Below are 16,962 nucleotides of genomic sequence, written 5' to 3'. Positions count from 1 at the left end.
GCGTTGTAATGCGGTGAGAAAGCTACAGGTTCGCTTTGGCTTTGTTGAGGGTGTCGACGGCGATCTGTAGCCCTTCGAGGGGGCCGTAGGCGGTGTCCTCGTGTTCGATGTTCACGGCGATGTCGGGGTCCACGGAGTGCAGGGCGCGCAGGAACCGGGTCCAGAAGTCGACGTCGTGTCCGTTGCCGACGGCGACGAAGTCCCACGCGGAGTCCTGCGGCCAGACATTGACGAAGTGCTTGCCGCCGAGGCTGGTGCGGGGTCCGTCCTGCGGTGCGCGGGTGAATCGGTCGTCGAGGACTCCGTAGATCTCGCAGTCGGGGTTGATTCGGGTGTCCTTGGCTGCGGCGTGGAAGACCAGGGGGCCGAGCCATTCGATGGCTTTGACCGGGTCGATGCCCTGCCAGAACAGGTGCGAGGGGTCCATTTCGGCGCCGACGTTGCTCAGGCCGCCTTTGTCGACGAGGCGCTTGAGCGTCGGTGGGTTGAACACCAGGTTCTGCGGGTGCATCTCGATGGCGACCTTGACTGAGTGCTCACGGGCGAGAGCGTCGATCTCTTTCCAGAACGGCACCGCGACCTGATCCCACTGGTAATCGGAGGAGTCGAGGTATCCCGAATCCCAGGTGTTGACATGCCATGCCGGCCACGTCCCACCCTCGTGGGCTGCGGGCAGACCGGACATCGTCACCACCCGGTCGATGCCGAGCAGACCGGCGACACGGATGGACTTGCGCAGGTCCTCGGCGTCCTCGGGGCCGACCTCCGGGTCGGGGTGCAGTGGGTTGCCGTTGCAGTTCAGGCCGGCGATCGAGACGCCCGTGCCCTCGAACACCGCGAGGTAGTCGGCTGGGCTGATGGTGCCGGCGAGCAGGTCGTCGACCGGAATGTGCACCGGTGGCAGGAATCCACCGGAGTTGATCTCGATGCCTTCGAGACCGAGTGAGGCCACCGTCGCGATGGCGTCGGGCAGGGACTTGTCGTGCAGGATCGCGTTGTAGACGCCGAGTTTCATCGTGAGCTTCCTTGCAAGTAGAGGGTGGGTCAGATCTTGACTGCGGTGCCGTTCGCGGCAGCGGATTCGGCGATGGCGGCGACGATCTGCATGCCGCGCAGTCCGTGCGCGAAGTCCGGGAGCGGGGGCAGGCCGGTCAGTCCGGCGACCTGGTCGAGGAATGCCCGTGCCTGGTAGGCGAAGAATTCGGCTTTGCCGTGCCCGACGCCGCCGGCGTCCATCGGCAGCCCGCCCTGGATGTAGGGGTGCTGGGGTCCGATGATGACCTGACGGCGGCCATTGACCGTCTCGTCGATGTCGGTGGTGGAGATGTGGAACTCCGCGGCTCGCTCGAGCGCCCACGACGCCGACCCGCGCGTGCCGAACACATCGAAGGACAGACCGTCGGGATTGGCGTGCGAGACCCGCGAGGCGGAGAAGGTTCCGACGAATCCGCCGGCGAACTGCGCGGTGAAGGTGGCGATATCCTCGTTCTCCACCGGCGCCGTCTCCCCGGTGGTTTCGGCTTTGGTGTGACCGTAGGTGACCCCGACCGGGACGGGGCGTTCGGTGACGACGGTGGAGAACTGCGCCCCGCGGACCTCGACGATCGGTCCGGCGACGTACTCGGCGAGATCGATCAGATGACTGCCGACATCGGCGAGTGCACCGGTTCCCTGCCCACCGCGGTACCGCCAGGTGATCGGCCCCGTCGGATCGAGGGAGTAATCGGCGCGGTAGCGGCCGTCGAAGTGCACGATCTCACCGAGGCGACCGGCGGCGAGCTCGTCGGCGATGGCCTGCACGGCCGGGGACCGGCGGTAGGTGTAGCCCACCGAGGTGATACCGCTCGATGCCGCGGCCGCGGCGACCATCGACTCCGCATCGGCCAGCGACCCTGCCAGCGGCTTCTCGCACAGCACGTTCTTGCCTGCAGCGAGCAGGCCCTCGACGATCTCACGGTGCAGGTGATTGGCGACGACGACGGACACGACATCGATGTCCTGTGCCTCGGCGATCGCCTGCCAGCTGTACTCGGCGCGCTCGTAGCCGTACCGCTTGGCGGTATCGTCCGCGACACCCTTGTTGGTGTCCGCGATGGCCACCAAACGTACATCCGGGCGGTCGGTGCCGAACAGCGTCGACGCCATCCGGTACCCGGCGGCATGGGCGCGTCCGGCCATACCGCCACCGATGACGGCTACACCGAGCGAGTTCTCTGTCATGAACGTGCTGCTTTCTTTCGGAGTGTCGCGGAATTAGTTCGGTCTATTTGACCGGTCTAGTAGGGATACTATGGGTCACCGATCGCGCGGATGTCAAGGACGGCGTTGCCGCAGTTCGACACGCTCTCACGGGCGGGAACGGAGACGAGAAGACATGAACGCCGGAAGATCGGTGACCATGCAGGACATCGCCGACAAGGTAGGGGTGTCCAAGGCCCTGGTGTCCATGATCTTTCGTGGAGTTCCGGGTCCCAGCGCGGAGACGAAGGCCCGGGTCCTCGCCGTTGCGGAGGAGATGGACTACCGACCGAATCGAACCGCAGCTCTGCTGTCCCTCCGGCGCACACACCTCATCGGCGTCATGACCGACATCAGGAATGCGTTCCACGCGGAGATGGTCGAGCACATGGTGGCCGAGGCGGACAAGGTCGGGTACGAGGTGGTGCTCGGTGCCGTCACGCCGACGCATGCCGAAGCCGCCGTCATGGAGACACTCCTCGACTTCCGCTGTGAGGCAGTGGTTCTGCTCGGGCCCGCCGCGTCGGATGTCGACCTCAGAGCGTGGGCAGGGCGGGTGCCGATCGTCGCGGTGGGTCGACGAATCGGCGGAGTCGACGCCGTGCGGGCGGGGGACTCGCGGGGAATGAGCGACGTCGTCGATCACCTGGTGTCGCTGGGGCACAACAGAATTGCGCATTTCAGTGGGTACGGGTCGATCGGCAAGGACCGCCAGGCCGGCTACCGCCGCGCGATGCACCGTCACGGGCTGGACGAACACATGGCCGTTGTCGAGGGCGACTTCACCGAGAACTACGCGCCCGCCGCCGTCGACGCGTTCCTCGACGGAGACATCGAGCCTCCCACCGCGATCGTCGCTGCCAACGACCGCAGTGCAGTCGGCCTGCTCGACGCGCTGCAGAGACGAGGAGTCTCCGTTCCCGGCGACATCTCGGTGACCGGGTACGACGACAGCACGCTGGCGAGAATGGCCCACATCGACCTGACCACCGTCAGTCAGGAACCCAAGGAGCAGGCGCGCCGCGCGATCAGCGCAGCAACCTCACGCCTCGACGACGACCGCACCGAGGTGTCGTCGAGCGTTCTCCGGCCGCGCCTGGTGGTCCGAGGGACGACCGGTCCCGCCGAACGGGGGTGACGGCGTGCTCTTCCGGCAACTCGAATACCTCGTGGCGCTGTCGCGTGAACGTCACTTCACACGCGCGGCTCAGGCATGCCACGTCTCGCAACCGGCGCTGTCCGAAGCGATCCGGAAGCTCGAAGTCGAGCTCGACCTTCCGCTGATCGTCCGGGGCCACAAGTTCGAGGGACTCACCCCCGAGGGTGAACAGATCGTCCGGTGGGCGCGCCGTATCGTCGCCGACCAGAAGTCCCTTCAGGAGGAAGCGGCAACTCTGCGGTCCGGCGTCACCGGCGCGGTACGTCTGGGCGTGGTGCCCACGGCGTCGGCGACAGTGGCCGACCTGACCGGACCACTGTGTCTGCACCATCCGTTGGTGACCGTCTCACTGTCGGAGGATCTCCCGTCCGACGAGATCACCGGCCGCATCGACCGTTTCGAGCTCGACGGGGGTATCACCTACCTGGACGACGATGTCCACGAACGGTACCGGACCTTTCCCCTCTACCGCGAGTACTACGACCTGTTGACCGCGGCCGACTTCGGTCCGTTTCGGGAGGACGGTGTCACCTGGCGCGACGCCGCACAGTTTCCGATGTGCACGCTGCCGTCGATGATGCGTGGACGCAGAATCCTCGACGAGTTCTTCGCCTACGACGGTGCCGCCAGTACGCCGCAGATCGAGACCGACTCCATCGCCTCGCTGTACGCGCACGTGAAGACCGGGCAGTGGGCGTCCGTCGTTCCGCGCGTGTGGCGTCAGGTGTTCGGAGAACCACCGGGGCTTCGGTGTACCCCGTTGACGAGCGCGCTGGACGCGCCGGTCATCGGACTGGTGACGGCCAGGGACAGTCAGGGATCCAGCTTGATCCGGGCGTTGGAGAACACCGCTCGCGGGCTCGACCGGGCTTCATCGGCGTCGCCTATCGCTCGGTAGGAGCCACGTCTTGGACGTGTGCGGTCGCGATGGTGCACCGTCGTAGAGTGTCAGCCCACGAGTACGAGTACGACGAGAAGTCCATCGTCGTCACCGAAGCCAAGTCCTACGCAGCGGGCGTTCCGGCCGTGCTCGTGTCCCTGCAGCGAGGCGTCGAGCAGATGGGCCCCGGCCGCACCGCGTATTCGCTGGCAAAACTCAATCAGCGCAAGGGTTTCGATTGCCCGGGGTGCGCATGGCCGGAGACTCCCGGACACCGCAAGCACGCCGAGTTCTGCGAGAACGGCGCGAAAGCGGTCGCCGAAGAAGCGACCAGGAGAACGGTCGGACCGGACTTCTTCGCGACGCACTCGATCGACGACCTGCTCGGGCGGACCGAGTACTGGCTCGGCCAGCAAGGTCGCATCACGCACCCGATGGTGCTGCGGCCGGGAGCGACCCACTACGAGGAGATCGACTGGGACAGCGCCGAGCGCATGATCGCCGACGAGCTCAGGCAACTCGCCACCCCGGAACAGGCGATCTTCTACACCTCCGGACGCACGTCGAACGAGGCTGCCTTCCTGTACCAGCTACTGATCAGGTCCTTCGGTACCAACAACATGCCGGACTGCTCCAACATGTGCCACGAATCCTCGGGGAGTGCGCTCAGCGCATCGATCGGAATCGGCAAAGGCTCGGTGTCGGTTCCGGACATCGAGAACGCCGACCTCATCCTCATCGCAGGCCAGAATCCCGGCACGAACCATCCCCGCATGCTGTCCACCCTGGAGAAGGCAAAAAGCAACGGAGCGAAGGTCATCGCGATCAATCCGTTGGTCGAGGCCGGGCTGAGGCGGTTCAAGGATCCGCAGAAGGTCGGCGGTGTCGTCGGGGACGGCGTCGCCATCGCCGACGAGTACCTGCAGATCCGGCTGGGCGGGGACATGGCGCTGTTTCAGGGCCTGGGAAAGATGCTCGTCGACGCAGACGACGAGGCGCCGGGCACCGTGATCGACCGGGCCTTCGTCGAGACCTACACGGCGGGATTCGACGACTGGATCGACCATATCCGCGGTGTGGACATGGACGTCGTGCTGGAGGCCACCGGGCTGTCGATGCGCGAGATCCGCGACACCGCGGAGGCTCTCGTCCACTCGGAGAAGACGATCGTCTGCTGGGCGATGGGGCTGACGCAGCAGACCCACGGCGTCGCGACCATCGAGGAAGCAGTGAACCTGCTGTTGCTGCGGGGGATGATCGGAAAGCCAGGGGCCGGTGTCTGCCCCGTGCGTGGACATTCGAACGTCCAGGGTGATCGCACCATGGGCATCTGGGAAAAGATGCCCGAGTCGTTTCTCGCGGCACTCGACGACGAGTTCGGCATCCACTCTCCCCGCGACCATGGACTCGACGCCGTCGACTCGATCCGAGCGATGCGCGACGGCCGCGGCACCTTCTTCATGGGCATGGGCGGCAACTTCGTCTCGGCGACACCGGACACCGCCGTCACCGAAGCGGCGCTCCGCAACTGCTCCCTGACCGTTCAGGTCTCGACCAAGCTGAACCGCAGCCATCTGGTCCACGGACGAAGCGCTCTGATCCTGCCGTCGCTCGGACGGACCGACCGCGACGTGCAGGCGTCGGGCAAGCAGTTCGTGACCGTCGAGGACTCGATGTCGATGGTGCATGCCTCGCGCGGTGGCCTTCGGCCGTCGAGCGCATTCATGCGATCCGAGGTGTCCATTGTGTGCGGAATCGCCGAAAAGCTCTTCGGGCCGGGGCATTCGGTGCCGTGGGGGAGCTTCCGTGACGACTACGACTGGATTCGGGACTCCATTTCGCGGGTCGTCCCCGGGTTCGAGGACTTCAATCGCAAGGTCCGGCAGAAGGAAGGGTTCGGGCTTCCGCATCCTCCCCGCGACAGTCGTACCTTCCACACCTCCACCGGCAAGGCCAACTTCGCGGTCAACGAGTTGACGTGGTTGCCGGTCCCCGAGGGGCGGCTGATGCTGCAGACCATGCGGAGCCACGACCAGTACAACACCACCATCTACGGCCTCGACGATCGCTATCGCGGCGTGAAAGGTGGCAGAAGGGTGGTGTTCGTCCATCCCGACGACATCGCGTCGATGGGATTCGTCGACGGGGAGGTGGTGGACCTCGTCTCCGAGTGGCCACTTCCCGACGGCACCGTCACCGAGCGTCGTGCCGACCGGTTCAGAATCGTCGCCTACTCCACGCCTCGCGGAAACGCGGCAGCGTACTACCCGGAGACCAACCCGTTGATTCCTCTCGACCACGTCGCGCGCAAATCCAACACTCCGGTGTCCAAGGCCGTCGTCGTCCGGTTGGAACGCCGCCGTCACGGCTAAACTCGTCCGGTGAGCACCGCGGACGGCGACAATCGAACCTATGGCGGCATCGCCGTCGAGGATCGTCGTTCCCGGAGGCGGTCGCAGTTTCTCGCCGCCGCGCTCGACGTGTTCTCCGAGAAGGGATACACAGCTAGTTCCGTTGCGGACCTGTGTCGTTCGGCCGGGTTGGCGCGCAGGCAGTTCTACGACGAGTTCGCGAGCCGAGAGGACGCGCTCATCGCGCTGTACGACTCGATCCAGGCGGACGCCAAGGCAGCAACGACGCAGGCGGTCGCGCGGTGTACGACCTCCGACACGCACGAGCTTGCTACGGCGGCGATGGGGGCGTACGTCGAGTCGATCGGCAAAGATCCACGCAGGGCCCGTATCTCGTTCGTGGACAGTGTCGGCGTCAGTCGTCGCATGGACGAGCATCGGTTGGCCGAGCGCGCGGTGTGGCGCGAGTTCTTCGCGCTGACCGTCCGGTCGGCGGTGGGTGAGGATTACGTGCCGCCGGGCGGTTACGAGATGGCGTCGACGGCGTTCATCGGGGCCCTCATCGCGCTCGTGCAGCAATGGAGCACGGCGGATCCGCGACCCGATGTCGAGGACCTCACTAACATCATGGTCGGGTTCCTCGACTCGCTGCTCCTGCACTAGGGCAAGAGCCGAGCCTGCGAGCGGCCACGGGATCAGGTGGTTGTAATCCACATCACTTCTGATCTAGTCTCCACGGAGTCGAAGTTAGACAAATACATCTAACTTGTTTTTCGGGGAGGCTGAATGTCCGTTCGAAGAGTGGTTCTCGGTGTGGTTGCGGCTGCGAGCGTCGCCGTCGCGGTGACCGCCACCGCGCCGCCAGTGGTAGCGCAGCCGGCGTTCCCGGCGATTCCGGAGTTCGACACGGGGTTCTACTCGCCGGAGCAGTCGATCGTCTCCGCTGCCGATCCCGGCCAGATCATTGCGTCTCGGCCGGTGAACGTGGCCAACCTCGGTGTCCTCCCGGTCAACGTCGACGCCTGGCAACTGTCGTACCGGTCCAACGACAGTCGCGACGAAGCGATCCCGGCGGTGGCCACCGTGCTCAAGCCCCGTGGATACGTTCCGGGCAGGCCACTGCTGTCCTTCCAGATCGCCGAGGACTCACTGGGTGCCTACTGTGCGTCGTCGTACGTGCTGCAGCAAGGCTCCATTCCCTGGCCGCTGACCGGAGCGATCACCGGGGGAGCGCAGTTCCTCGAGATCCAGGCCGCCCTGGCCCAGGGCTGGGCCGTCGTGGTGCCCGACCACCAAGGGCCGAACTCGGCCTTCGCGGCAGGCCCACTCGCCGGGCGGATCACACTCGACGGAATCCGTGCCGCCGAGAACTTCGACCCGCTCGGGCTGGACGGACGCGCGACGAAGGTCGGAATGATGGGGTACTCCGGCGGATCCATCGCGACAGGTCATGCCGCCGAGCTGCACGAAAGCTACGCCCCCGACCTGAACATCGTCGGGGCCGCCGAAGGCGGAATCGTGGCCGATGTGGGTGCGCTCGTCGACAACTCGAACAATGCGCTCGGTGCAGGAATCGTGGCATCCGGCATCATCGGAGTCTCCCGTGAGGATCCCGAGCTCGCGCAGTTCATCGACCAGAAGCTCAACCCCTTGGGCAAAGCGATGTTCGGCGCGAAGCAGAACCTGTGCATCGGATGGAACTCGGCCATCGCACCGTTCGTGAACCTCAAAGGGCTGTTCGACACTCCCGGCGATCCGCTTCGCGAGCCGGTAGCGCAGAGCGCGCTCGCCAAGCTACAGATGGGCAAATCCGTCCCCCGATTCCCCATGTACATGTACCAATCCAACCCGGACTGGCTGGTACCCGTCGGGCCGGTGAACACGCTCGTCGACACGTACTGCGCCGACCCGAACGCGAGCGTCACCTACACGCGTGACCACTTCAGCGAACACCTCACCCTCGAAGTGGTTGCTGCGCCGAGTGCGCTGCTGTGGCTGCGCGACCGGTTCGCCGGAGTGCCGGCCGAGCCGGGCTGCCGCACCACCGACGTCGGCTCGATGGCTCTGGACTCACGGACCTGGCCGGTGTGGCAGGACGTCGTCGGCGATCTGGTTGCCGGACTCTTCGGTCAACCGATCGGATCCTGACCGGTCGGCCGAACCACGAGAGTCAGCGGGGCTCGGACCGTGACAACACGGTCCGAGCGCATCGCACGACCGTCGCCCGGTCGTGCGTGATGGCGTACTCGAACTCGCGGTCCGGATCGTCCTCGCCTCGGTGCAGGTCCCGGGCCGACAGTACGCAGCAGAAGAACTGCCCGAGCACCACGACATTCCATTCGTCGACCAGGTCGTCCGAGGCGTCGAGAGACGACCCGACGATGCCGGGCACTGCCAGCTCTCCGAGGCCGATGCCGTAGACGCCGGTGTACGCGGTCCGGCCCGCGAGGGTGCGCCATCTGCGCCGCGTGCGCGCAGTGAAGTGCCGGGAATGCTGAAATGTCCCCAGCACCAATGTGTCCGGACCTGCGTCGGAAGCCTGTGCCTCGATGTGCATGCTCATCTGCACGAGCAGTTTCTTCGTGCTGACCGTCGTCGTCTGGTCGGTCGACGCGATGACGAACGCGGACGTGTGATCGCTGGACGGGGTGTTCCACGTAGGTGGTGTCACCGCGTCCGGGCGCACGTCGCCACCGTCGGCACGGAAGAGATCGCCCAGGCCGAACGTGGCTCCGAGCGCCAGTGCTCTGTCCCGGTCTCGATCGGAATCCACGCCCCGTGCCACCACGACAGCTCCGGTGCGCTCGGCCTGGGCAGCAAGGACGTGCAGTGCTCTGGCCGCGGCGACGTCGGTCGCGCTACCGGTCATCTCGGGCGCGAGGATGATGACATCCGGCTCGATCAGCGGAAGCAGGGCAAGTGACTCCGGTCCCGTGCCGACACCGTCGAGCGCGACCGGCCGCGCTTGCGCACGCGCCGATTCGACGGTGCTGAGAACCGATGCCGGATTGCGCGAGAACGCGACGTGGTCGATCACGACTGCGTCTACGAGAACCCCCGTCGAGCGAGAGGTGGTGTGCCCCGGGTCGAGCTCGACCGGGATCACGTCGCCAGGAGCGAACCGAGGGGAGCTCACCGTGTACCTGCTGTTCTCGTGTGGGGCGAAAGGATCACGCGTGTGATGCGCTCGCGAGGAGACGAAGATGAGACGGCCATCCGAGCACGTCCAGCGTTCGCCCGACCGCGAGGGGGCAGGAGGTGATCGTCAGCGTCCGGCCCCCAGCCGTGTCGACCGACGCGAGGACGTCGACGCCTGCGCTGCTGAAGAACGTGACACCGGACATGTCCAGCTCGACGTGTGGATTCTGCTCGAGGGCCTCGCTCAGACGACGAGCGAAGGACGGTGCGGTGATCAGATCGATGTCACCGGATACGACCAGTGTCGATGCCGACGCCGAGCTCTGTACCTCGGTCTCCTGGTCGAGCAGAACGTGCGTCATCTGTTCCTCCCGAGTCGATAGTTGTTCGCTGCAATCATCGTGACGGAACAAGGTATCCGTAGGGATGCACGAACAATAACGAATTCGTAACAAACATCACGATTACATAACGAGACGCCTCGAATCTCCTGGTGATGTCCTGGCCCCCAACGAAATTCGATGGAGTCCGTAGTGTCCGTTTCGGGTCTCCGGGTCTCGAAACGGTAATGAAACCCGACGAGCTGCACGTGTCGGACGGGTCTGCGAGGCTGTGAAGCATGATGGAATCGGCCAAGGAAGATCTGCAGAGGTACCTGCAGGCAGGACGCACTGCACTCCTCTGGAAACTGGACGGCTTGTCCGAGTACGACATGCGTCGTCCGATGACACCCACCGGCACCAACCTGCTCGGTCTGATCAAGCATCTCACCGTCGTCGAACTCGGATACTTCGGCTGGACGTTCGACCGGCCCTTCCACGAAGCGGTGCCGTGGGCAGAGGAGGGCGAGGACCCGCACGCAGACCTGTGGGCCAAGGCCGACGAATCCACGGAGTACATCGTCGGGCTGTACCGACAGATCTGGGAACACTCGGACCGCACCATCGCCGAGCTTCCGCTCGACGCCACCGGCGTGGTCCCGCATTGGCCTCGTGAACGGGCCACCGTGACCTTGCACCGCATCGTCGTACACGTCATCGCGGACATGGACCGACATGCGGGGCACGCCGACATCCTTCGAGAGTTGATCGACGGATCGGTCGGCCTCACGCTCGGCAACGAGAACATGCCGTCGGACGAAACTGCGTTCTGGGCCGATCACCGCGCACGCGTCGAGGAGCACGCACGTCGGTTCCAGTCCTGATCTCGTGCGAGACTGGCTCGCGTGAACGCGGAGCTTTCCGGTGCAGTGATCGATCTCGCGCGCACGGCAACCCGTGTCGCTGTTCTGACGGGCGCAGGAATGTCGGCGGAGTCGGGAATCGCGACGTTCCGTGACGCCCACACCGGCCTGTGGTCGCAGTTCGATCCCGCCGATCTCGCCAGCCCCGAGGGCTGGGCGCGTGACAGCGACCTCGTGTGGGGGTGGTACCGCTGGCGGGCCGAACTGGTCCGGCGGTCCGCGCCCAATGCGGGGCACCTGGCCCTGGCGGAATGGCAACAACGCACACATCTCGACATTGCCACGCAGAACGTGGACGACCTGCACGAGCGAGCGGGCTCGCACGTGATCGCTCACGTACACGGAAGTCTGTTCGATCCCCGGTGCTCGGAGTGTGGAGTGCACTCGCAGCCGGAAGCGGACGTGGTCGACGAGGAGATCGAACGCGTCGTACCTCCCGAGTGCCCGTTCTGCGGCGGGCCGATGAGGCCGGGGGCGGTCTGGTTCGGAGAACCGCTCCCTCAGGATCAGTGGACGGCAGCGGTCTCCGCGGTGGAACACGCGGACCTCGTGCTCGTCGTCGGCACGTCCGGTGTCGTGTTTCCGTTCGCCGGCCTGCCAGCGATGGCTCGCAGCACGGGTGCCGTCGTCGTCGAGATCAATCCGGTGGAAACCGAGATTTCCGACATGGCCGACCACCGCCTACGCACGACGGCGGCACTCGGCCTGCCTGCGTTGGTCGCGGCGCTCGACTGAGCTGGTGGGCTCACTCGAATTCGAGCCGCATCGATCGCGCTGCGAAGTGCAGTAGAAGTACGAAGCCGCCGATGGAGACCACCACGGGAGACCAGACGACAAAGGACATCAAGACCGCCACGTCCTTGTAGGCGACGACGTACACGGCGATGAAGGTGGTGGCGGCAACGCACAACAGAATGTGCGCGGCGAGCATCCACTTCTCGAAGAAGAATCCGACGAACATCCCAATCTCGATGAAGAACGCTGTCTTTCCGAGGGTGATCTCCGGCGGAAAGTCGGCAACGATCGTCGCGGAGAAGATGGCGATGTTGGCAATCGTCACGAACGCGAATGCCTGGTTCAGCGTTGGCCACGGGCCGAACAGCCAGAACAGCCCCATCGCATAGGCCGTCATCATCGATATCCACTGGACTGCGGAGGGGATGGGTGTCGTTGCGCCGTAGCCGAACACCATTTCCAGCGTGACCACAACTGCCATGGCAAGTGTCGCGAACGCGATCACGACCTTGACGATGCCCTTGACGGCGAGTGATTCCATCGCGTCGACGGCCCACTCGTAGTGCACCTCGGACGATGTCAGCGCACTGGTCATCGTGTTCCACCCCTCCGATCGATACCGCGAGTCGATTGAAACACATACTTTGGGACCGCAGAGTAGATATCGCCTGGAACAACCGTCGCAAGGCCCAGACATAAAAATCAACTCGAGTTCAGCCCTCCCCTTCGATCGCCTGCTCTGTTAGACCTCCGATCGTGCTGTGTCGAAAACAGGTTCGGTGCAGTCGAAGAACACGAGGAGAGATGGCGACGTGAGTGACCTGGCGGGTAGAACGGTCGTGTTGATCGGTGGCGCAACCGGAATCGGCTATGCGGTGGCCGAGAAAGTCGTCGGGGCAGGCGGATCGGTCGTCCTCGGCGGCCGTACATCGTCGACCCTCGAGAAGGCGGCGGACGCACTGGGCGAACGCGCGAGGTGGCAAGTGGTCGACACGTCGTCACCCGCATCGGTGGAGGACTTCTTCGCCGAGCTCGACTCGGTGCACGGTTTGTTCACCACTGCCGCGACCTATGTGACGGGTTCGCTTCGCGAGCTGTCGGAAGCGGACGCGGCGTCGGCGTTCGAATCCAAATTCTGGGGTCAGTACCGCGTGGTCAAAGCTGCGGTGAACACGCTGACCAGTGACGCATCGATAGTGTTGATGGCCGGTGCTGCCAGTGTCAGGCCACCGGGAGCGGCTCCTGCGTACGTCGCGGCCAATGCTGCCACGGCCTCGGTAGGGGATTGGCGGTAGAGCTCGCGCCCATTCGAGTGAACTCGGTGTCGCCGGGAACGATCGACGGACATCTGTGGCGGAGCAGACCCGACGACGTCCGCATCCCCGCGTTCGAACAGTTCGCGTCCGCGACCACACTGGGGCGGGTCGGGGTGGAATCCGAGGTTGCCGATGCCGTCGTCTACCTCCTCACCAGTGGGTACACGACAGGCTCCACGTTGTATCCCGACGGTGGTTACGCACTTCGCTGACGCGTAATGTGTACGGTTGTCCTAACAAAAGGAGATCTCATGCGTCTGGGAGTTGTCGGATACGGCGTCGGGGGGCGGTACTTTCACGTGCCGTTCGTACAAGCGGCAGAAGGGGTCGAACTCGTCGGCATCGTCACGCGTTCTCCCGAACGTGCGGCTCAGGTCGAACTCGATGCGCCGGGCACGCCGGTGTACGGCAGCCTGACCGAACTCATCGATGCGGGCGTGGACGCCGTCACCATCACGACCCCACCCGAGACGCGTCGGGAGCTGGTTCTCGAGGCCGTCGCGCGCGGTGTGCACGTCATTGCCGACAAACCTTTTGCGCCCGACCCCCGGGGCGGACAGGACCTCGTGGATGCCGCGGCCGACGCCGGAGTACTTCTCAGTGTTTTCCAGAACCGGCGGTGGGACGCCGACATCCTGACTCTGCGCGGCGTGATCGACAGCGGCAAGCTCGGCCGGATCTGGCGAGTGGAGTCGAGGTTCGATCTCGACGAACCCGCCACGCTCGAACTCGGACCGACCGGTGGACTGCTGCGAGACCTGGGAGCCCACCTGGTCGATCAGGCGCTGTGGTTGTTCGGTCGCGCCACCAGCGTGTACGCGCGCATGGATTGGGCCGGCGAGGGCGACGATCGAACCGACAGCGCGTTCGTCGTCGATCTCGACCACGAGAGCGGTGTTCACTCGACCCTGTCCGCCACCAAGGTCAACCACTTCCAGGCGCGCCAGCTTCGGGTGTACGGAACGGACGGCAGTTACTACTCCGACGGAACCGACGTCCAGGCGCAGGCCGTCTTCGCCGGCCGTCGCCCGGTGGACGAGCCGGACACGTTCGGCTACGAGCTCGAAGAGCGCTGGGGCACACTGCATACGGACGCGGGTGCAGAGAAGGTTCCGTCCGCGCAGGGGAGTTACAAGAACTACTACCGCGACTTCGCCGCCGCTGTGCGCGGCGAGGGCCCGCAACCGGTCCCTGCGTCCGAGGTCATCCACACTCTCGAGGTGCTCGACGCCGCACGCCGCGCCGCGGAAACAGGTGAGGTCATCCGGTTGTAGGCTTTTTCTCATGCCTGCACGCTCGGTCGAACTGCGAAAACTCGGATTTCTGACGATCGGATTGTTCGACGAGCACAACCCCGCGCTCGGCCACGAATCGACACTGCAGATCATCGAACTCGGCGAGCAACTGGGATTCGACAGCGCGTGGCTGCGTCACCGCCACCTGCAGTACGGGATCTCGTCCCCGATCGCGATCATGGCTGCGGCGTCGCAGCGCACCAGCAGAATCGAGCTGGGAACGGCGGTGACTCCACTCGGGTGGGAGAACCCGCTTCGACTCGCCGAGGACCTCGCGACGGTCGACGTGCTCTCCGGCGGTCGTATCAACCCGGGTGTCAGTGTCGGACCACCCATGCAATTCGACCGAGTGAAGAACGCGCTGTATCCGGACACCGCCGACGTCGAGGATTTCAGCTACGCCAGAGTGAACCGCCTTCTGTCGCTGGTTTCCGGTCAGCCCGCGTCGAACTGGAGTGGCACGGTCGGGATCGAGCAGTTCTCCGACCGTGTTCAACCCCATTCGCCAGGCCTGCGGGACCGAATGTGGTACGGGGGCGCCAGTCTTCGATCTGCTCGGTGGGCAGGCGAGACAGGAATGAACCTGCTCGTCAGCAGTGTGGTGAAAGCCGAGGAGTCGGAGAACTTCGACGAGATCCAGCAATCGCACATCACGACGTTCCGCGAGCATCACCCGCAGAAGAGCGCGGCGCGTGTGTCACAAGGACTCGTGGTGATCCCGACCGATTCTGCGTCCACCGACCAAGTGGAGAAGTACCGTGCGTACGCGGAGTCCAGACGGGCACGCACGGCAACCCCGCAGGGGCCGGCGAGGATGATGTTCGCAGCCGACCTGGTCGGAACCTCGCGTGAGATCGCCGACCGGTTGTACGACAACGCGGCCTTCCGCGAGGTGGACGAAGTGGCGTTCGCACTACCGTTCAGCTTCGATCACTCGGATTACGTGCAGATTCTGACCGACATGGCAGCGGTTCTCGGTCCCGAACTGGGATGGCAACCGTCACACGGCTGAACCTGCCGACACAGCGTGTGGGATGCCGTGAGCGTGGGTAGCCGAAAGTCACGCTTTCGGCATTGGAGGACAACACCATGGTTCACGTGGAACGCACATTCACCGTCCGGCGCCCACGCAAGGTCGTCGTCGACTACCTTCGGGATTTCGCACACGCGGAAGCATGGGACCCGGGCACGCAACGGTGTGTCCGATCGACACCGGGACCGATCGGTGTCGGTACCGAATGGCACAACGAATCCAAGCTCGCCGGGATCAGCACCGAATTGACGTACCGGTTGGTCGAGGACAGGCAGGACGTCGTCGAGTTCGAAGGTAGGAACAAGACGGCGACGACAGTGGACCACATCGCGTTCGAGGACGCGGGCGACGACTCCACTCGAATCACCTACGTCGCAACCATCACGTTCAACGGACTCGCGAAACTGTCGGACCCGGTGTTCAAGCTGATCTTCGAACGTATCGGCGACAAGACCGTCGACGCCATGACGCGCACCCTCGAAGGGCTGTGAAGACAGACGAACGGGGCCCGAACCGATTCGGTTCGGGCCCCGCACGTGTGAGTGGGAGTGAGAATCAATAGAAGGTCTTGCGCCCACCGACTGCGCGGCCGGTGGCACCGAGAATGGTCAGGACTGCTCCGACGACGACAAGGATGATGCCGATCGTGGTCAGAATGCTGATCTTGGCGAAAATGCCGATCAGCGCGAGGATGATTCCCAGGACGATCACTGTCTTACCTTCTTTCGAGTTCGGTGCCGCTCGTGCGACAACCGCCGACCTTCGTTCGTTGATCGTCGAACAGGAGGTGAGTACCCGAACTCCTGCCGAATATGCGGGCGGGACGGATGTTTCGAACATTTCACAGGCGACCGTCTCCGGAGTTCGTATTTCACGTGGCGACGCGACCCGACCGGATGGCCCGTTTTTGTGATCGGTGCCGGTTTCGGGTGACAGAAACGACAACGCCCCGACCGAAGTCGGGGCGTTGCGGCGTGAAGTGTGCGGGATATCAGCCGGCGTTCGACGCCGCTTCGGTCTCGCTCGACGCGCCCGCGGTCGAGAGCTGACCGCCGGAGTTCTCCAGGTGCGCACGAACGAACCAGTGGAAGAGCTCGAGCTGGCCGCTCTGCCCGATCAGCAGATCCTCGGTGACGGGATCGATCTCGCCGATCTCCGCAATGGCCTTCCGAGTGTCACCGATGACGCCTACGTAGACCAAGTCGAGGGCTCCGAGGTGCTCGATGGCCGTTGCGCGGCCGATCGAGTAGTCGTCCCACGAACGCTCCTTGACGATGGTGCCGGGCGTTCCGAGTGCGGCTGAACCCAGCGTCGCAATACGCTCCGCCACGTCGTCGGCGAACCCACGAACCGCTTCGACCTGAGGGTCGAGCATCTCGTGCACGGAGATGAAGTTGGGTCCCACGACATTCCAGTGAATGTGCTTGAGGGTGAGATGGAGATCGTTGTAGGCGTTGAGGCGGTCCTGCAGCAGTGCAGCGACGCGCGCGCCCTGGTCGGTGCTCAATCCGGGAACTGTGTAGGAATTCGAATTGGTCATGAAACGCACGTACCCGGGGTGCTTCGCGTCGAAA

17 protein-coding genes and 1 pseudogene are annotated in these 16,962 nt (G+C 64.7%); 11 read left to right on the top strand and 7 right to left on the bottom strand.

The window, feature by feature from the left end; genetic code table 11:
- Positions 1–22 precede the first annotated feature (22 nt).
- Together CH290_RS25845 and CH290_RS25840 are read right to left on the bottom strand one after the other, a co-directional pair.
- On the bottom strand, positions 23–1,015 hold the full coding sequence (locus CH290_RS25845; RefSeq protein WP_020111216.1) for a sugar phosphate isomerase/epimerase family protein: 993 nt from the start codon (positions 1,013–1,015) through the stop codon (positions 23–25).
- A gap of 29 nt (positions 1,016–1,044) precedes the next feature.
- Entirely contained in the window at positions 1,045–2,220 is a 1,176-nt protein-coding gene (locus tag CH290_RS25840; protein ID WP_033189865.1) for a Gfo/Idh/MocA family protein, read from the bottom strand.
- Between the two features lie 154 nt (positions 2,221–2,374).
- On the opposite strand from CH290_RS25840, the gene CH290_RS25835 reads away from it, so the two are divergent.
- From CH290_RS25835 to CH290_RS25815, 5 genes are all read left to right on the top strand, one after another.
- Positions 2,375–3,376, top strand: a complete 1,002-nt coding sequence (locus tag CH290_RS25835) for a LacI family DNA-binding transcriptional regulator (protein WP_033189866.1) — start codon at positions 2,375–2,377, stop codon at positions 3,374–3,376.
- 4 nt (positions 3,377–3,380) lie between these two features.
- Positions 3,381–4,295: a LysR family transcriptional regulator gene (locus CH290_RS25830; RefSeq protein ID WP_020111214.1), complete on the top strand. Its 915-nt coding sequence runs from the start codon at positions 3,381–3,383 to the stop codon at positions 4,293–4,295.
- A 29-nt stretch (positions 4,296–4,324) separates the two neighbouring features.
- The gene (locus tag CH290_RS25825) at positions 4,325–6,649 is read left to right on the top strand and encodes an FdhF/YdeP family oxidoreductase (RefSeq protein ID WP_033189867.1); all 2,325 of its coding nucleotides are present in this window, start codon (positions 4,325–4,327) and stop codon (positions 6,647–6,649) included.
- Positions 6,650–6,658: 9 nt separating this feature from the next.
- The gene (locus CH290_RS25820; RefSeq protein ID WP_020111212.1) at positions 6,659–7,291 is read left to right on the top strand and encodes a TetR/AcrR family transcriptional regulator; all 633 of its coding nucleotides are present in this window, start codon (positions 6,659–6,661) and stop codon (positions 7,289–7,291) included.
- A 123-nt stretch (positions 7,292–7,414) separates the two neighbouring features.
- A complete protein-coding gene (locus CH290_RS25815; protein WP_170947556.1) occupies positions 7,415–8,776 on the top strand; it encodes a lipase family protein in 1,362 nt (453 codons plus the stop codon).
- Positions 8,777–8,798: 22 nt separating this feature from the next.
- Here CH290_RS25815 and CH290_RS25810 read toward each other — a convergent pair whose 3' ends face one another.
- The gene (locus tag CH290_RS25810; protein WP_230621030.1) at positions 8,799–9,764 is read right to left on the bottom strand and encodes a DICT sensory domain-containing protein; all 966 of its coding nucleotides are present in this window, start codon (positions 9,762–9,764) and stop codon (positions 8,799–8,801) included.
- A 34-nt stretch (positions 9,765–9,798) separates the two neighbouring features.
- Positions 9,799–10,128 carry an STAS domain-containing protein gene (locus CH290_RS25805; protein WP_019663466.1) on the bottom strand — a complete coding sequence of 110 codons (330 nt, stop codon included), beginning with the start codon at positions 10,126–10,128 and terminating at the stop codon, positions 9,799–9,801.
- 257 nt (positions 10,129–10,385) lie between these two features.
- Between CH290_RS25805 and CH290_RS25800 the strand changes: the two genes are divergently transcribed.
- Positions 10,386–10,970: a DinB family protein gene (locus tag CH290_RS25800; protein WP_033189869.1), complete on the top strand. Its 585-nt coding sequence runs from the start codon at positions 10,386–10,388 to the stop codon at positions 10,968–10,970.
- A 21-nt stretch (positions 10,971–10,991) separates the two neighbouring features.
- On the top strand, positions 10,992–11,744 hold the full coding sequence (locus tag CH290_RS25795; protein WP_033189870.1) for an SIR2 family NAD-dependent protein deacylase: 753 nt from the start codon (positions 10,992–10,994) through the stop codon (positions 11,742–11,744).
- A 10-nt stretch (positions 11,745–11,754) separates the two neighbouring features.
- Here the strand turns inward: CH290_RS25795 and CH290_RS25790 are convergent, their stop codons facing one another.
- On the bottom strand, positions 11,755–12,339 hold the full coding sequence (locus CH290_RS25790; protein ID WP_019663469.1) for a hypothetical protein: 585 nt from the start codon (positions 12,337–12,339) through the stop codon (positions 11,755–11,757).
- Positions 12,340–12,556: 217 nt separating this feature from the next.
- Here CH290_RS25790 and CH290_RS25785 point away from each other — a divergent pair.
- The 4 genes and pseudogenes from CH290_RS25785 to CH290_RS25770 all read left to right on the top strand — a co-directional run bounded on the left by CH290_RS25785 (position 12,557) and on the right by CH290_RS25770 (position 15,879).
- Positions 12,557–13,272: pseudogene (locus tag CH290_RS25785) on the top strand (SDR family oxidoreductase).
- Between the two features lie 39 nt (positions 13,273–13,311).
- Positions 13,312–14,334: a Gfo/Idh/MocA family protein gene (locus CH290_RS25780; protein ID WP_033189871.1), complete on the top strand. Its 1,023-nt coding sequence runs from the start codon at positions 13,312–13,314 to the stop codon at positions 14,332–14,334.
- A gap of 10 nt (positions 14,335–14,344) precedes the next feature.
- Positions 14,345–15,367, top strand: a complete 1,023-nt coding sequence (locus CH290_RS25775) for an LLM class flavin-dependent oxidoreductase (protein ID WP_033189872.1) — start codon at positions 14,345–14,347, stop codon at positions 15,365–15,367.
- Between the two features lie 77 nt (positions 15,368–15,444).
- Entirely contained in the window at positions 15,445–15,879 is a 435-nt protein-coding gene (locus CH290_RS25770) for an SRPBCC family protein (protein ID WP_026347496.1), read from the top strand.
- A gap of 64 nt (positions 15,880–15,943) precedes the next feature.
- Here the strand turns inward: CH290_RS25770 and CH290_RS30390 are convergent, their stop codons facing one another.
- Together CH290_RS30390 and CH290_RS25760 are read right to left on the bottom strand one after the other, a co-directional pair.
- Positions 15,944–16,099 carry a DUF6131 family protein gene (locus CH290_RS30390; protein WP_094653298.1) on the bottom strand — a complete coding sequence of 52 codons (156 nt, stop codon included), beginning with the start codon at positions 16,097–16,099 and terminating at the stop codon, positions 15,944–15,946.
- Between the two features lie 280 nt (positions 16,100–16,379).
- Positions 16,380–16,928, bottom strand: a complete 549-nt coding sequence (locus CH290_RS25760) for a Dps family protein (protein WP_019663475.1) — start codon at positions 16,926–16,928, stop codon at positions 16,380–16,382.
- Between the last annotated feature and the right edge of the window lie 34 nt (positions 16,929–16,962).

It is taken from the genome of Rhodococcus sp. 06-156-4 (assembly GCF_002259345.1).
Taxonomy (GTDB): Bacteria; Actinomycetota; Actinomycetes; order Mycobacteriales; family Mycobacteriaceae; genus Rhodococcoides; species Rhodococcoides fascians_E.
This window is presented reverse-complemented; position numbering and strand designations above follow the sequence as displayed.

Coding starts and splice junctions, on each gene's coding strand:
- CH290_RS25815 (WP_170947556.1), top strand. CDS start 7,415: ATGTCCGTTCGAAGAGTGGTTCTCGGTGTGGTTGCGGCTGCGAGCGTC.
- CH290_RS25770 (WP_026347496.1), top strand. CDS start 15,445: ATGGTTCACGTGGAACGCACATTCACCGTCCGGCGCCCACGCAAGGTC.
- CH290_RS25800 (WP_033189869.1), top strand. CDS start 10,386: ATGATGGAATCGGCCAAGGAAGATCTGCAGAGGTACCTGCAGGCAGGA.
- CH290_RS25775 (WP_033189872.1), top strand. CDS start 14,345: ATGCCTGCACGCTCGGTCGAACTGCGAAAACTCGGATTTCTGACGATC.
- CH290_RS25845 (WP_020111216.1), bottom strand. CDS start 1,015: ATGAAACTCGGCGTCTACAACGCGATCCTGCACGACAAGTCCCTGCCC.
- CH290_RS25790 (WP_019663469.1), bottom strand. CDS start 12,339: ATGACCAGTGCGCTGACATCGTCCGAGGTGCACTACGAGTGGGCCGTC.
- CH290_RS25780 (WP_033189871.1), top strand. CDS start 13,312: ATGCGTCTGGGAGTTGTCGGATACGGCGTCGGGGGGCGGTACTTTCAC.
- CH290_RS25835 (WP_033189866.1), top strand. CDS start 2,375: ATGAACGCCGGAAGATCGGTGACCATGCAGGACATCGCCGACAAGGTA.
- CH290_RS25760 (WP_019663475.1), bottom strand. CDS start 16,928: ATGACCAATTCGAATTCCTACACAGTTCCCGGATTGAGCACCGACCAG.
- CH290_RS25825 (WP_033189867.1), top strand. CDS start 4,325: ATGGTGCACCGTCGTAGAGTGTCAGCCCACGAGTACGAGTACGACGAG.
- CH290_RS25805 (WP_019663466.1), bottom strand. CDS start 10,128: ATGACGCACGTTCTGCTCGACCAGGAGACCGAGGTACAGAGCTCGGCG.
- CH290_RS25840 (WP_033189865.1), bottom strand. CDS start 2,220: ATGACAGAGAACTCGCTCGGTGTAGCCGTCATCGGTGGCGGTATGGCC.